This window comes from Acinetobacter courvalinii (assembly GCF_014635545.1).
Taxonomy (GTDB): Bacteria; Pseudomonadota; Gammaproteobacteria; order Pseudomonadales; family Moraxellaceae; genus Acinetobacter; species Acinetobacter courvalinii.
Genome location: NZ_BMDA01000003.1, coordinates 364482 through 379478, shown reverse-complemented (window position 1 = coordinate 379478; position 14997 = coordinate 364482). Strand labels below are relative to the sequence as shown.

Sequence of the window (14997 nt, the reverse complement as noted above, 5' to 3'; positions counted from 1 at the left end):
TGAACCCGGCTCTGCAGTACCGGTGATTGGATCGGTACCATTGATTGGGTCAATCTCTGGTACAGCTGGTGCAGTCACATCCACGTTATAAGTTTGTGTATCCGTAACATTGCTGCTATTGCCTGCAGCATCAGTGAAAGTTACTTTTGCATCAATGGCCTTATCGCTATCTGCCAGCAAGTCACTACCTGCGACATCTGCCGTCCATTTTCCTGTTGCTGTATCTACAGTTGCCGTATAAGTCTTACCATTAATGACGAGTGTCACGACTGTGCTTGCTGCATCAGCAGGGATACCGGTCAAAGTACCGGTAACCTTCACAGTCGAAGTCGATTCTGCCGCATTCAAAACATTGTCTGCGGTCACTGGATCTACATTAAATTGAACTGAACTTGTATCCGGTGGTGTACCGTCAATAGCCACGGTTTCTGTGCCCGGTGCAGATGGGTTACCTGCTGGGTCAGTCGCAATAACTTTAATCGTATCGCCATCTTTTAAACCGCCCGGATTTGGTACGGTCCATTCACCTGTAGTTGGGTCCGTTTCAACATCAACTGTTGATCCATCAGGGAAGGTCACAGTCACGGTTGAACCAGGTTCTGCAGTACCTTTGATTGGATCGGTACCATTAATTGGGTCAATTTCTGGTACCGCTGGTGCAGTCACATCTACGTTATAAGTTTGTGTATCCGTAACGTTACTGCTATTGCCTGCGGCATCAGTGAAAGTCGCTTTCGCATCAATGGTCTTATCGCTATCTGCCAGCAAGTCACTACCTGCCACATCTGCCGTCCATTTTCCTGTTGCTGGATCTACAGTTGCGGTATAGGTCACGCCATTGATAACTAAAGTCACCACTGTGGTGGCGGCATCTGCAGGAATACCGGTTAAAGTACCGGTCACCTTCACAGTCGAAGTTGACTCTGCTGCGTTCAATACGTTGTCTGCAGTTACCGCATCAATCGCAAGGGTTGCACCGGTATTGTCTGGTGCTGTGGTATCCACTGTATAGACCTGGGTATCGGTCACGTTACTGCTATTGCCTGCAGCATCAGTGAACGTCACTTTTGCATCAATGGTCTTATCGCTATCTGCCAACAAGTCACTACCTGCGACATCTGCCGTCCATTTTCCTGTTGCAGTATCTACAGTTGCCGTATAAGTCTTACCATTAATGACGAGTGTCACCACTGTGCTTGCTGCATCAGCTGGGATACCGGTTAAAGTACCGGTAATCTTCACAGTCGAAGTGGATTCTGCCGCATTCAAAACATTGTCTGCGGTCACTGGATCTACATTAAATTGAACACCATCTGTATCCGGAGGTGTGCTATCAATAACCACGGTTTCTGAGCCCGGTGCAGATGGGTTACCCGCTGGGTCAGTCGCAATAACTTTAATCGTATCGCCATCTTTTAAACCGCCCGGGTTGGGTACGGTCCATTCACCTGTAGTTGGATCAGTAGGAACCTGAACGGTACTGCCATCAGGGAAGGTCACAGTCACGGTTGAACCAGGTTCTGCTGTCCCCGTGATCGGATCTTTGCCATTAATTGGATCAATTTCTGGTACAGCTGGTGCAGTCACATCTACGTTATAAGTTTGTGTATCCGTAACGTTACTGCTATTGCCTGCAGCATCAGTGAACGTCACTTTTGCATCAATGGTCTTATCGCTATCTGCCAACAAGTCACTACCTGCGACATCTGCCGTCCATTTTCCTGTTGCAGTATCTACAGTTGCCGTATAAGTCTTACCATTAATGACGAGTGTCACCACTGTACTTGCTGCATCAGCAGGGATACCGGTTAAGGTACCAGTCACCTTGACGGTCGATGCTGATTCTGCCGCATTCAGGACATTATCCGCAGTCACCGGATCTACATTAAATTTAACTGCGCCCGTGTCTGGCGGTGTAGTGTCTGGATTATTACCATTATTATTATCGCGCCCATGACCATCGCTGCCGCCACTTGCTGCTGCAATAATACCGCCAGCCACTAAAGGAACAGCCCACAACCATGGATTCATACCACCGTCATGGTAAAGCAAAGGTTCTACAGACTGAATCGGTTGATAGACCACATCTGAAACAGGAACCTCAGGAGCAGCCTCTGGCACAACCGCTGGCGTTTCTTCTAAGTATACCGCTCCTTCCGTGTCTGCATCTGCATCTGCATCCGCGTCACTATCTGCATCCGCATCATTTTCAGCATCTTTAAAACGTGCCCAAATGAGTTGACCATCTTCGCCTTGAAAAACCAGACTGTTATCCAGATTCGCCCCTTCATTAAAGAAGTTTTGAATAACAATTGTTTCTCCATTTTTCAGTAAAATAACGGCATTAGAACCATCTCTTTTTACTGTTGAGATATCGTTGACAGGGATCTTAACCAGAACCACCGTGGCCTCAGATGGTAAAGTCGTTGTTTTTTCCGTCGTATTTGCAAGGGTTTTATGACTTTCCTTGGAAATAATTTGTATTTCAGACATGATTATATTCCTCAATTATATATTATTAATTTCAAATCAATTTCTAATGACGTTATTACTGAAGTTAAAATTATTTTTTCAAGTGATAGAGTTCACGACACTACTTTAAATTAAACCGAATAAATGTTAAATAGCTCACAAAACAAAGAAAATAAACTTACATTGAAATAAATTATAACACTTACACAAATATATGTTTTACAACAACAAAAAAAATAAAAATTACTTTAAAAAATAAAAAAATTACACTTTTAAACAAATAAATTTACAAAGAAATAATAAGTTCCTAAAAGGTATTTTAATTAAATTAAACAAACTTTTTAAATATATTATTTAAATTAAAATAAAAACCGTTCCCACACTTTAATTAAACTAAACACACCATTTAACGATTTTGTTAACTAAAAACAAAAAAGCCTTTTCATTATAAAAAGGCTTTTTTTAACAAAAGAAAAAAATATACGATTAAAAATTATCAGGATTTTCCAAGCGTTTGACCTCTTCCCGTTTACTTGGGTGATGCATGGTGGCGACCCCGTCCTCGGTTTTCTGATCCAGTAAAATTTCAGGGTTATAGATGGTAATCGTCTCTCGCCCTAAAGCATCCTCACCAATAATATATTTAAAACCACGGCGGTTCATCTTGTTACACATGCGTTGATAGAAGCCTTTTAAGCCTTCTTTCTCTTCATTTGGATTGTAGTAGAACGCATTCATCACCGCAGGCAAACCAAGACCACATACCACCCCGGACAGCAACACACTGATAAAGGTATAACCAATCAGGATACTGCTGTATGGGCTAAGCTGAGGAATGTTGGCCACAGCCAAGATCAAGGCCAGTGAAATACCACCACGTACCCCTCCCCAAGACAGAATCGCTAAACTGCCGTTATAGCTTTTTTTACGGAAAGATGGGAATAAGGCAAAAGAAGCAAAGTTGGCTGCAAAACGGGACAGATGCAGGATAATAAAGGCAATAATCCCGCCAATAATCAGGTTAGCACTCAGATCAAGAATAAAGAGTTCCAGACCAATCAGGGTAAATAAGAAGGAGTTGATAATGCCTTCAACCGTATGCCAGAAGTGATTCACTTCACGTATTTCACGCTGTTCACGAATCTCTTGCCATTTGTTGCCGACAATCAGACCGCCAATGACACAAGCGATCGGCGCTGATGCATGAGCAAATAATGCGACCAGATAAGAACCACTGGCCAGCAAAGCTGTGGTTAAGATTAATGACTCCATCTCGTGTTTACCGCGTAATAAACGCAAGATTGCAAAACCGAATCCAAAACCAATAATCACCGCGACAAAGATTTCATAAAGTAAGGTTTCGACGGTTGCCAATAATGAAAAATGTTCACCTTGTAGCACTTTTAATAAAGTCATAAATAAGGCAATACACATAGCATCATTAAATAAAGACTCACCTTCCAGCTTTACCATGAGATGGTGTGGCGCACGAATTGAACTGAGTACACCTTTAACGCCAATAGGATCTGTTGCCCCAAGCGCTGCGCCTAATAACAATAAAACGCCAATCGGGACCGGATAACCAACCAGCCATTGAAATAAATACAATAAACCTGCATAAAATCCTGCACATAGCACCAATGCAATCGTGGCTAAAATACCGATAGGTTTCCAATAGTTTTTTAAATCTGAAATTTTAAACTTAAGTGCTGAAGAGGTTAAAATAAAACAAATCACACCATTAATTAAAAAATCATAAAAATCAATATTTCTTACAGCAGCTTCAATATTATGAATATTAATGGTAATAAACTGGTTGCCATTTAACAGGCTTGCGCCCCACTGTAAAATAAAGACAAAAATCGCAGAAACAATCGGGACCCCAATCGCTTGAGGAAAACCCAGTATTCGTTTATTAAAAATAGTGGTGGCAATGGATAATGCAAAAATTACCGTTAATGCTTGTAAAAGAAAAAAATTACCCATATGACCTCTTTATTTATTTCAACTTCGACACATACAATTTATTTAAACTTTACAACTCACCATAAAGTGCAATTCAAAAGTCTATTGTTTTTTATGATTGAATAAAGAATGAAGGTCTATGCTGCAGTTTGACTCACTAATTATTTAATTTTATTTACAAATGATTCAGTACAGTAATAAACCTATCATCCTCAATTCAGCATAGACATGTTATTTTACGTTAATTCTGCTTAAGCTTCGTATATCTTCCGTATAAAAATCAAGGACAAAAAACCGCCGGGGCTGATCACTTAAAAGTATTACATTGATTGACATCACCCGATTTCAAACCGGTCTGAAACCACTGCATACGCTGTTCACTGGTGCCATGAGTAAAACTATCAGGCACAACTTGTCCTGTGGCACGACGCTGCAGATAGTCATCACCAATTTTTTCAGCGGCATCCATCGCTTCTTCAATATCCCCTTGCTCAAGGAATTGGGTGCGCTGCTGATTTTGATGCGCCCAGATACCGGCAAAACAGTCGGCCTGTAATTCCAGACGAACAGAGAGTTGATTGCCCTGTGCCTGACTCGCCTGAGCACGTGCTTGCTGTACCTGATCTGAAATTCCCAACAGATTCTGGATATGATGTCCCACCTCATGTGCGATTACATAAGCTTGGGCAAAATCCCCGGCCTGGTCCTGACGGGAAAGCTCGGTCTGGTTCTGCTCACCAGAGATGCCCATCTGTTGACGCATATCCTTAAAGAAAGAGGTATCAATATAGACCTTTTGATCTGCCGGACAATAGAACGGTCCCATCGCGGCTTGTGCAGTCCCGCAACCTGATCGGACCACACCACTAAACAGCACCAGACGAGGTGGCTTATAGGTCATCCCCAGTTGCTGGAAAATCGGTGTCCAGGTATCTTCTGTATCTGCCAGTACCGTACCGACAAAATCACTGGCCTCTTTTTGTTCAGCGGTCAAACTTTGCGGTGCACTGCCCTGTTGAGACGATTGTGCCGTGACGGCTTGCGTGGCCTGATAGGCTTGTTGTGGATCGACACCAAAGAACTTCCAAGCCACAAAAGCCACTACCAGACCCAATATACTGATACCACCTGCTTTTGCACCGCCACCACCACGACGGTCTTCAACATTGGTACTGACTCGACGACCTTTCCAACGCATAACTACCTCACATAATTCTGATGATGACGATTCAGGCTTAAGTTGATGCCTTTGGCCAAACTTTCTGAATCAGACTGATAATAAGCAATACAATTGCGCCTGCCACCAGACCAATTCCAAGATTGATCAAAGTCGGCGTCAATGCACCAATGATTGAACCCACATTTGGAATCAGCTCTAAATGGTCAACGGTTTCTTCGGTAAAATGATGCAGTAAAGGAATGGTATGCGAAATAATACCGCCACCAACTAAAAACATGGCAATTGTCCCGACAATTGACAGTGTCTTCATCAAAACTGGAGCAAAAGCAAGTAAACCACGCCCTATTTTATTTTTAAATTCAGAAGCCTGCTGGGTTAAAAATAAACCTAAATCGTCAATTTTAACGATCATTGCAACTAGACCGTAGACACCGGCCGTCATGACAACTGCAATAATACTTAATACTGTCACTTTAGACATAAATGGTGCGGTTGCAACTGTACCTAACGAAATCACCACAATTTCAGCCGATAAGATGAAGTCGGTACGAATTGCTCCTTTGACTTTTTCTTTTTCGAATTTGGCCAGATCAACTTCGACATGCTGTAAATCTTCACTCGCCTCTTCTTTGGTTTTGGCTTTTTTATGCTGCAAGGTATGAACGACTTTTTCCACACCTTCATAACAGAGAAACAAGCCACCAATCATCAACAAGGGATTAATCAGCCACGGCGCAACCACACTGATAAGCAATGCCAATGGTACGAGGATTAACTTATTAACAAATGATCCTTTTGCAACACTCCACACCACAGGCAGCTCTCGATCTGCACGTACGCCACTGACCTGTTGTGCATTCAGCGCCAGATCGTCGCCCAAGACACCCGCAGTTTTTTTGGCTGCCATTTTGCTCATTACAGCAACATCATCCAGAATCGTCGCAATATCATCCAGTAATAATAATAAACCACTCGCCATTTTTAATTCCTCATTTGTATTTATGTCGCTATTGTAGATTCCCTCAATATATTCACAATATTATTTTTCAGAAAAAGTTTCAGCAATCGCTGACGAAAAAAAATTATTTCCCGTACAATAATATCAATCTTATATTTATTAAATCACTGAATCTTGGAACATATCATGAGTAATATTGATCAACGTCCAATCATTTTGACAGGCGACCGTCCGACTGGGCAACTTCATCTTGGACACTTTGTCGGTTCATTACGTTCTCGTGTAGGTCTACAAGACAGTCATCATCAACATCTATTATTGGCTGATGCTCAGGCCATGACAGACAATGCCGATAACCCGGATAAAGTTCGCAACAATATTCTTCAAGTGGCACTAGATTATTTGGCAGTCGGCATTGATCCAAGCAAAACCACAATTTGTGTACAGTCATGCTTACCTGCGCTAAACGAATTGACCATGCTGTACCTCAACTACGTGACAGTGGCACGTTTAGAACGTAACCCGACCATTAAATCCGAGATCCAGATGCGTGGATTTGAGCGTGATATTCCAGCGGGCTTCCTGTGCTACCCGATTGCGCAAGCAGCAGACATCACGGCATTTAAAGCCACCGTTGTTCCTGTCGGCGAAGACCAGATTCCAATGATCGAGCAAACCAACGAAGTGGTTCGTCGTGTTAACCGTCAAATCGGTCATGACCTGTTACCAGAATGTAAAGCGTTGTTATCCAATATGGCACGTTTACCTGGTTTTGACGGTAAAGCAAAAATGTCTAAATCATTAGGCAATACCATTGTGCTGAATGCTTCTGACAAAGACATCAAGAAAGCGGTTAATGCCATGTATACCGATCCGAATCACTTACGGATTGAAGATCCAGGTCAGGTTGAAGGCAATATCGTATTCACTTATTTAGATGCTTTTGATCCAAATAAAGAAGAAGTGGAAGAATTAAAAGCGCATTATCGTCGTGGTGGTCTCGGTGATGGTACAGTGAAAAAACGTCTGGAAGGTGTACTTAAAGAGCTAATTACACCAATCCGTGAACGTCGTGCCGAGTTAGAAAAAGATCCGGATTACATTATGGATGTACTTAAACAAGGCACTGAAAAATGCCGGATTATCACTCAACAGACGCTTGATGAAGTCAAAGACGGCTTAGGATTATTTAAATTCTAATTTATGTTCTTATTCACATAAAAAGCCCGATTTCGGGCTTTTTTTAATATAAACGTTTGATTTAAGTTTGATTTTAGAACTTCCCGATAAAATATAAAACTAACACTTTTTGTCACTTATTAACATGTATTAACAGTTGTTAACATGAATACCGATGAACTTGGTCGGGATTTTAAATAAGATTGCGTTGTAGATTAGCAAACACTAATCTCATGACATTTCTCCTTTCAACCGAAACTGTTTTAAACAGATTCGTTGTTCAACGCAATGACAACCCCAATCATTGCGTTTTTTTTCGCCTGTCATAATCTGAACAATTTAAGTTGAAATTCAACTGTATTCGTTTTATTCTTATAACTGTTTTATTTTTATAAAAAATTTATTAATTATCTCTAAAAGAAATAAGAGAACCGCTGATGATCTGGGATTTATTAACACATCCTTCTAATCTTATTTTTAGCATTGCCTTAATGCTATGTCTATTTATCGGTGTACTCGAATTCATCTTGCTATTATTTGGCGGTAGTTCCAGTTTTCTGGAACAGTTTCTTCCTGATAGCCTGACTGATATTGACCATGCCGATGTTTCACTGGAACAATCAGGAAATCTATTTACCCAGCTTTTAGAATGGCTTTATCTGGGCAAGGTCCCGTTACTGATCTGGTTAATTATTTTCTTAACCCTATATGCATTAACAGGCTTGATTATTCAGGATGTTTTTTTCCAGTTTACAGAACAATATGTATCGGCATGGATCATTGCACCTGCCTGCCTGTTTTTGGCAATGCCACTGGTACGTTATAGCGCAGCACTGATTGCCAAGATTATTCCCAAAGATGAAACCACCGCCATTCGGCATGATGACCTGATTGGTCGTACCGCACACATTATTTTAGGGGAAGCCAGACCAAACTCCCCTGCTCAGGCCAAAGTAAAAGACCAGTTTGGCCAGATGCATTACGTCTTGGTTGAACCCGAATTTGATATGGTTTTCCATCAAGGTCAGGACGTTATTTTAACGCAAAGAACCAAAATTGGCTTCCAAGCGATTGTTGCTTAGTTTTTATATTTATTACATGAGGGTGTTTAAATGTTGAGTTCAGCATTGACTGAAATTCTAATTATTACAGGTGTTATTTTTGCGGCACTGGTTTTCATCGGTATTATTATCGCTCGTCTATATACGCGCTCAAGCAAAGAAGTCTCTTTCGTGCGTACTGGTTTTGGCGGTGAAAAAGTCATTTTAAATGGGGGTGCAATCGTGCTGCCTGTTTTACATGAAATTATCCCCGTTAATATGAATACATTGCGTCTGGAAGTGAAACGTGCCGCGGATCAGGCCCTGATTACCCGCGATCGTATGCGTGTAGATGTGATGGCAGAATTCTATGTGCGTGTTAAACCGATTGCAGAATCCATTGCAACGGCGGCACAAACCTTAGGTCGTAAAACCATGTCTCCACCAGAGTTAAAAGATCTGGTTGAAGGTAAATTTGTCGATTCTCTACGTGCCGTTGCCGCTGAAATGGCGATGGAAGAACTGCATGAAAAGCGTGTCGATTTCGTACAGAAAGTCCAGCAAGTGGTTTCGGAAGATTTATCCAAGAACGGCTTGGAGCTTGAAACCGTTTCTTTAACGGGTCTCGATCAAACCAGCTTTAAATTTTTTAACCCGCAAAATGCGTTCGATGCAGAAGGTTTAACCAAACTGACTGAAACGATTGAAGACCGTCGTAAAAAGCGTAACGACATTGAACAAGATGCTGACTTGGCGATCCGTGCAAAAAATCTTGAAGCTGAACGTGCTCGTTTAGAAATTTCACGTGAAGAAGAATATGCAAAGTTACAGCAAGAGCGTGAAATCTCGATTCGTAAAGCTGAACAAACCGCAGAAATCGCCTCTCAAGAAGCAGGTAAAAAACGTGAGGCTGAAGAAGCCCAGATTGCTGCTGAGCGTGAAGTCGAAATTAAACGGATTGCTTCGGCACGTGATGTTGAAAACGAAAATATTCAAAAAGCTCAGCTCATTCAAAAAGCACAGGTCGAACAGAAGAAAACCATTGAGCTGGCTGAGCAAGACCGTGCCATTGCCATTGCTGAAAAATCGCGTGCTGAATCAGAAGCCAAAGCGCAAGCTGACAAGGCCCGTGCCGAAGCGGTAAAAGCAGAGGAAGAAGTTGTAACTGTCCGTGAAACCCAACGCGCTGAACGTCAAAAAGCGGTTGAACTGGTTGCAGCAAAACAGACTGCTGAGAAAGAAGCGATTGCGATTACCGTTGCTGCGGATGCAGGTAAAAAAGCCGCTGCCGATGAAGCAGAAGCCGTGCGCATTGCGGCAGAAGCTGATGCTGAGAAAATACGCTTAAAGGCCAAAGGTGAAGCAGATGCGAAAGTGTTGCTGGCTCAAGCCCTAGAAAAACAATATCAAGTCGATGCAGAAGGTGCACGTGCAGTCAATGAGGCAGCCAACACCCTTTCTGCTGAGCAAGTAGAAATGCAGATTCGCTTAGCATTATTGAAGCATTTACCAGAGATTATCCGTGAAAGCGTGAAACCGATGGAAAATATTGATGACATCAAAATCTTGCAAGTTAATGGTTTAAATGGCTTTGCTGGTGGTTCTGCAACGTCAGGTGAAGCCGTTGAAAACAGTTCAACCTCATTGTCTGATCAAGTGGTGAATAGCGCCTTACGCTACCGTTCACAAGCACCTTTAATTGATAGCCTGATGAATGAACTTGGTTTACAAGGTGGCGACATCAATGGCTTGACTCAAAGTCTAAATAAACCAAAAGCAGAATAAGTCCGATATAAATAAAAAAGAGTCTTCATTGTAAGGCTCTTTTTTATTGCACTTTTATTTGTAGTTCACCATGACGGTCGCCTGCGCATTGACACTCCCTGCGATAGCGGCAACATTATCTTTCTTATAATATTTTGCATAGAAATTTTTAGTTAAAGCTGGATTTGATCCTGTGCCCAGCCGACCAAATGAATATTCTGTGCCATAGTTAATCGCTGAATTATTAGATACATCATACACTCGAATGCCGACATTACTGGTTGCAGCATTGCTATTGCTCAATACGTTAGTGCTATTCGCGACATTGGTATTATCACTCATCGTAAAGTACAACAAGGTATTAGCTAAGCCATTGCTACAAGTCGCCGTGATTGAAAAAGGCGTTTTCCCACCAGCTTCCGTACCTGCTGTTGCTAAAGCGCTGGTTGCAATCGTGGGTAAAGTCACAATCGGATTGTTTAAGCTACAAGTCTTGGTATTTTCTGGATTCAGTGTTAATTGTACAAAGCCTGATTGACTATCGATATAACGGTTCGATCCTTCGGTCATATCCACAGTGACCTTGCCTAAATCAAGCTGTACTGCTGGCGTACTTTCAGTCAATCCAGAAGTAAAATAAAACTTCAAATTAACAATATTGACGCCTTGGGTCGCAGACTCCCCTGTCGCATTGTTATACAAGCTCACCGTCTTGGCTAAAGCAACAACGGGCTTTCCAGACTTGGTATCCTGTATTTGAAAAGTCACATACGCATATTGATTAAAGTAAGGACTACTGCTATTGACGATTTTGTAATACGTCGAACCTGCATAAGTGATCGTTTGATCAAAGTTGACGTTACTTCCCACTGTAGTGAAAGATGTAGTTTTTCGGTCAGGGAAATTATCCGTGATTTTGTTTGAACAATTCACCAAAGAATAAGCCGCAATCGATGTGGCAAAGTTGGTGACAAGTGTCCAGTTTGAAGTTGAGTTGGTAATACTACTGGTATTGGTCGCCAAAGGCTGAGTTGGGTTCGAAGTACACACGCCATTATCCGTAGCAAAAGCATGTTGTCCCAGAGCCATGCCTAAAACAGTAAATAAGAGCGTAAATCCATATTTCTTTAGCATGATTATTTACACTCCACATCGATCATTTGTATACGATTCGGTTGCTTACTTTTCGGAAGCAGTTTTTCTGGTGCATCAATATGGCAAGCATAAGATTCATTCATTCCCCATTGCACATATAGATCTTGTTTTAATAATTGTGCTTTTTCTATAAATAGCTGATTTGACTGACCAAACATGCCTGCGACTTGTCCTGCCTGATTCACCGCTTGTACACCAATCGGGATCTGCTGATGTTCACCCTTAACCTGTACATTTAATAAAATATTTGAGCTTTGCTCGACGTCAAATTTGATTAAAGTCGAACTATAACGACGTGGAATCACTTCAGCCTGATTGGCGCTTAAATTCACATCCAGAGGCAAATGCTTGGTATCTAAGCGGATGGTATTGGCTTCATAAGGAGAAACATTGGCATAAATCGCATTGCCCCAATAATCGATTTTACTTCCCCATGCATTAACAACATCAGCACCATGCGCACCCTTTGCATGAACAATGGTAAAGGTATCCGATAAATTATTGGTTGCGGTAATTCCATAAGGATGAGCGACAATAGCACCTTTCGCACTGAAACCATATTGGGTCTGATCATCACTCCAGCCCGTCACAGCACCCAGTTGTATTTGAGGCAGGCTATAATTCATATTGGCTGAAACAGCAGAATTATTTTTTCCATTGTTCCAGTTCTGAGTCGTGGTTACCCCATAATTGAATTGATTATTTTCCCCTAATGTTCCCGTGAGACCTACATTCGCTGTGGTTGGATGACCGACGTTATCTGCATATTGAATATTCGAATATAGATTTGCCTGCTTTTTACGCCACTCTAAAGGTAAAGACAAGCTCAGATAAACCTTATTTTCTTTTCCAGCATCATTTAACTGATTATTATTTTGACTATAACCGATAGAATAGCTCAATCTATTCCAGCGATTACTATAGTTAATACTATACTGCACATAGTCTTTATCTGTATTCCAGTATTTATTTTGAGTTGCATTTAAATAAACAGAGCCAAAACCCTCTTTAAAGTTTTGATAAAGCGAAATATTAAATTGCTGTTTTAATAAATAGGTGAGGAAAAGACTATCGATTTCAGCTTGATTCAAATCATTAAAGTTTCGTAAAGACATAGTATTACTTAATGTCATATATTCACGATCTTGATATTGTGCTGAAACGTTCAAAAAAGTATTAAGCGGACTATAGCTATATTGATAAGCAGCTTTATACCGCCAACCCGCATAGTCATTTTTTGCTAAGGTTGCATTTGATTTTTCCGCATCAAATCTTAGTCCACCCAGCCTTGTATTTTGTCCAAAACCGAATAAATAACTCTGAAAAACATGACTGAGATTGCTGCCAAGATATAAGCTGGAATAGTTGCTCAAGCCATATTCCGCACTGAGCTGACCAATATAATCATCTGATGTTTTATTGTTAATTTTGTATTGCCCAGAAGCAATGTTGTAATTTAACTGCCCCATTCGAACAAGGTTCATATTCCCTTGCATCGGCACAATAAAGCTATGTTTTTCCCCACCATTTTCAGTGACCTGAACAGTTAAATCACCATTGTTATTGACCGCTGTGAGATCATTAAACTCAAACTCACCAGCAGGTACGGTACGTTCGTAAATTTTTCGGCCATTCTGAAACACAGAAACCAAAGCATTGGTGTTGGCCAAACCACGAATCAAAGGTGCATAGCTGCGTTGCGACATCGGAAGCATACTAATATCGGAAGCAAGCTGTAAGCCTCGTATTTGCGCCGAATCAATCGCATAAGTCTGGGTATTAAAGTCACCCATTTCCAGCCGTGCTTTCAGCGCAGGAATATCTGTAGACAATACATTCAGATAAGATTGATAACCGCCGAGTTGCGTTCCATCTGAGTCAAAACTTCCCGCATGACGAAAGTTAAAACGACTGAAATTGAATCCACCGGTTAAATTCAGATAATTGCTGCTAACTTGTTCTTGCTGGTTCAATTTACTGGTGTAACGATTAAAATCGTAACCGATATAAGCAGCAGTAACCCCCTGATCAAATCGTTCAGGTGCAATATATCCTTCTGGCCGTTGATTAATAATTGCTAAAGGTAAAGAAATATCCAGACTTAATGCCGACATATCCAGATCATAGTAGGCATCTGGATTGAGCTCTTTAATTGTGAGACATGGTTTTTTAGGTAGTTTTTCCAAGACTTCTGGACGTAAATCCAGTCGTTTCAACAATTGTTCATCAATACATAGCACCGCCGTCAGCTCTGCATTCAAATGATCGAATTTAAGCGTAAGCTGACCCAATGAGCGATGATGATTAATACTGGTATTGAGTGAGTACACACCCGCAGCAACGCCATTGGTCTGGCGGAATGAAGTTAGATCAATATCCTGATTGCGTCCGCCAAACAATGCACGTGCATCAAAGGTATAAATTCGATTATTTGATCCATCTCTCGCTTGTAATTTATGATTTATATTTTCATTTTCTGCTGCGTAAGTACCCTGCATGCATAAAATAATAATGCTATATCTTAATGCATATTTCATTTATTCTTCGCCATTTATGACGGCTTGATAAGCCTGATTTCCACCATAATCATTAATCAGTAAATAGCTAATTTTTTGAGGCTTAAATTGAATTTCCGGTTTAAAACTCTCCGTAGAATAAGGTGCAATCATTAAAGGATCAGCATAAACAAAATTCTCTTTTTCCGGATTCAAACTGACATTATAAAAATTTACATAATAAGGAGATGGGTTATTCACCGTCACGCTTTTATTAGTTTCATTATATTTAAAGGTAACACTGGAAAATGCTTTTTCCTGTGAGATTTTTAAATTGACAGGACGATAAAATAGTTTAATACGTGAACGAATCGACACCTGTAATTTATTTTTTTCTGCTGTCTCAACCTGCTCAGATGCAGGCATATCCAAAATATTAAACCAATATAAGCTTTCTCTATCCTGAGGCAAAGCTGAGGTATCTTTCGCAATTAAGCGAAGCATTTGACCTTTATTTGAAGCAATTTGGGCCAAAGGAGGCGTTAAGATAAATGGAATCTTATCCGCCTCTGGTATCTGATGCGGGTCACCATTGTCTAACCATGCCTGAATTAATGCAGGACGATCGTCAGGATTGTTCAATTGAACAGTGACCGTATTCTGGTTGGAAGGAAAAATAATACGCGTCCCTGTAATCGTCACTCCTGCAAATGTTGCAGTAGAGATTGAACTGAGCATTGCAATGCGAAAGGCAATCGATGAGATACGCATATTGTTATATTTCCCCTG

The 14997-nt window shown here is 41.0% G+C and carries 10 protein-coding genes; 3 read left to right on the top strand and 7 right to left on the bottom strand.

The window, feature by feature from the left end; all coding sequences use genetic code 11:
• The 4 genes from IEV39_RS13940 to IEV39_RS13925 all read right to left on the bottom strand — a co-directional run.
• Positions 1-2493, bottom strand: a 2493-nt coding sequence (locus IEV39_RS13940) for an Ig-like domain-containing protein (protein WP_188382618.1), incomplete at its 3' end; no start/stop codon positions are given.
• A 465-nt stretch (positions 2494-2958) separates the two neighbouring features.
• Positions 2959-4458: a cation:proton antiporter gene (locus IEV39_RS13935; RefSeq protein WP_005288466.1), complete on the bottom strand. Its 1500-nt coding sequence runs from the start codon at positions 4456-4458 to the stop codon at positions 2959-2961.
• Positions 4459-4744: 286 nt separating this feature from the next.
• Positions 4745-5635: a KPN_02809 family neutral zinc metallopeptidase gene (gene ypfJ / locus IEV39_RS13930; RefSeq protein WP_005227116.1), complete on the bottom strand. Its 891-nt coding sequence runs from the start codon at positions 5633-5635 to the stop codon at positions 4745-4747.
• A gap of 37 nt (positions 5636-5672) precedes the next feature.
• Positions 5673-6596 (bottom strand): DUF808 domain-containing protein, encoded by a 924-nt coding sequence (locus tag IEV39_RS13925; RefSeq protein WP_005288467.1) that lies wholly within the window; start codon positions 6594-6596, stop codon positions 5673-5675.
• 165 nt (positions 6597-6761) lie between these two features.
• Between IEV39_RS13925 and trpS the strand changes: the two genes are divergently transcribed.
• The 3 genes from trpS (at position 6762) to IEV39_RS13910 (ending at position 10579) form a co-directional block, all read left to right on the top strand.
• A complete protein-coding gene (gene trpS / locus IEV39_RS13920) occupies positions 6762-7775 on the top strand; it encodes a tryptophan--tRNA ligase (protein WP_005227112.1) in 1014 nt (337 codons plus the stop codon).
• Between the two features lie 416 nt (positions 7776-8191).
• Positions 8192-8836 (top strand): YqiJ family protein, encoded by a 645-nt coding sequence (locus tag IEV39_RS13915; RefSeq protein ID WP_005288468.1) that lies wholly within the window; start codon positions 8192-8194, stop codon positions 8834-8836.
• A 30-nt stretch (positions 8837-8866) separates the two neighbouring features.
• A complete protein-coding gene (locus tag IEV39_RS13910) occupies positions 8867-10579 on the top strand; it encodes a flotillin family protein (protein ID WP_005288476.1) in 1713 nt (570 codons plus the stop codon).
• 54 nt (positions 10580-10633) lie between these two features.
• On the opposite strand, the gene IEV39_RS13905 is transcribed toward IEV39_RS13910, so the two are convergent.
• From IEV39_RS13905 to IEV39_RS13895, 3 genes are read right to left on the bottom strand one after another with little or no spacing between them, the layout of a single operon-like run.
• Entirely contained in the window at positions 10634-11692 is a 1059-nt protein-coding gene (locus IEV39_RS13905) for a fimbrial protein (protein WP_005288478.1), read from the bottom strand.
• 2 nt (positions 11693-11694) lie between these two features.
• On the bottom strand, positions 11695-14250 hold the full coding sequence (locus tag IEV39_RS13900; protein ID WP_005288480.1) for a fimbria/pilus outer membrane usher protein: 2556 nt from the start codon (positions 14248-14250) through the stop codon (positions 11695-11697).
• Positions 14251-14979, bottom strand: coding sequence for a fimbrial biogenesis chaperone (locus IEV39_RS13895; protein WP_005288482.1), 729 nt, complete (start codon positions 14977-14979; stop codon positions 14251-14253). It abuts the gene before it with no gap.
• Between the last annotated feature and the right edge of the window lie 18 nt (positions 14980-14997).

Bases quoted from the DNA above. Each gene is read 5' to 3' on its own strand.
- IEV39_RS13900 (WP_005288480.1), bottom strand. From the start codon at position 14,250: ATGAAATATGCATTAAGATATAGCATTATTATTTTATGCATGCAGGGT.
- IEV39_RS13905 (WP_005288478.1), bottom strand. From the start codon at position 11,692: ATGCTAAAGAAATATGGATTTACGCTCTTATTTACTGTTTTAGGCATG.
- IEV39_RS13925 (WP_005288467.1), bottom strand. From the start codon at position 6,596: ATGGCGAGTGGTTTATTATTATTACTGGATGATATTGCGACGATTCTG.
- ypfJ (WP_005227116.1), bottom strand. From the start codon at position 5,635: ATGCGTTGGAAAGGTCGTCGAGTCAGTACCAATGTTGAAGACCGTCGT.
- IEV39_RS13895 (WP_005288482.1), bottom strand. From the start codon at position 14,979: ATGCGTATCTCATCGATTGCCTTTCGCATTGCAATGCTCAGTTCAATC.
- IEV39_RS13935 (WP_005288466.1), bottom strand. From the start codon at position 4,458: ATGGGTAATTTTTTTCTTTTACAAGCATTAACGGTAATTTTTGCATTA.
- IEV39_RS13915 (WP_005288468.1), top strand. From the start codon at position 8,192: ATGATCTGGGATTTATTAACACATCCTTCTAATCTTATTTTTAGCATT.
- IEV39_RS13910 (WP_005288476.1), top strand. From the start codon at position 8,867: ATGTTGAGTTCAGCATTGACTGAAATTCTAATTATTACAGGTGTTATT.
- trpS (WP_005227112.1), top strand. From the start codon at position 6,762: ATGAGTAATATTGATCAACGTCCAATCATTTTGACAGGCGACCGTCCG.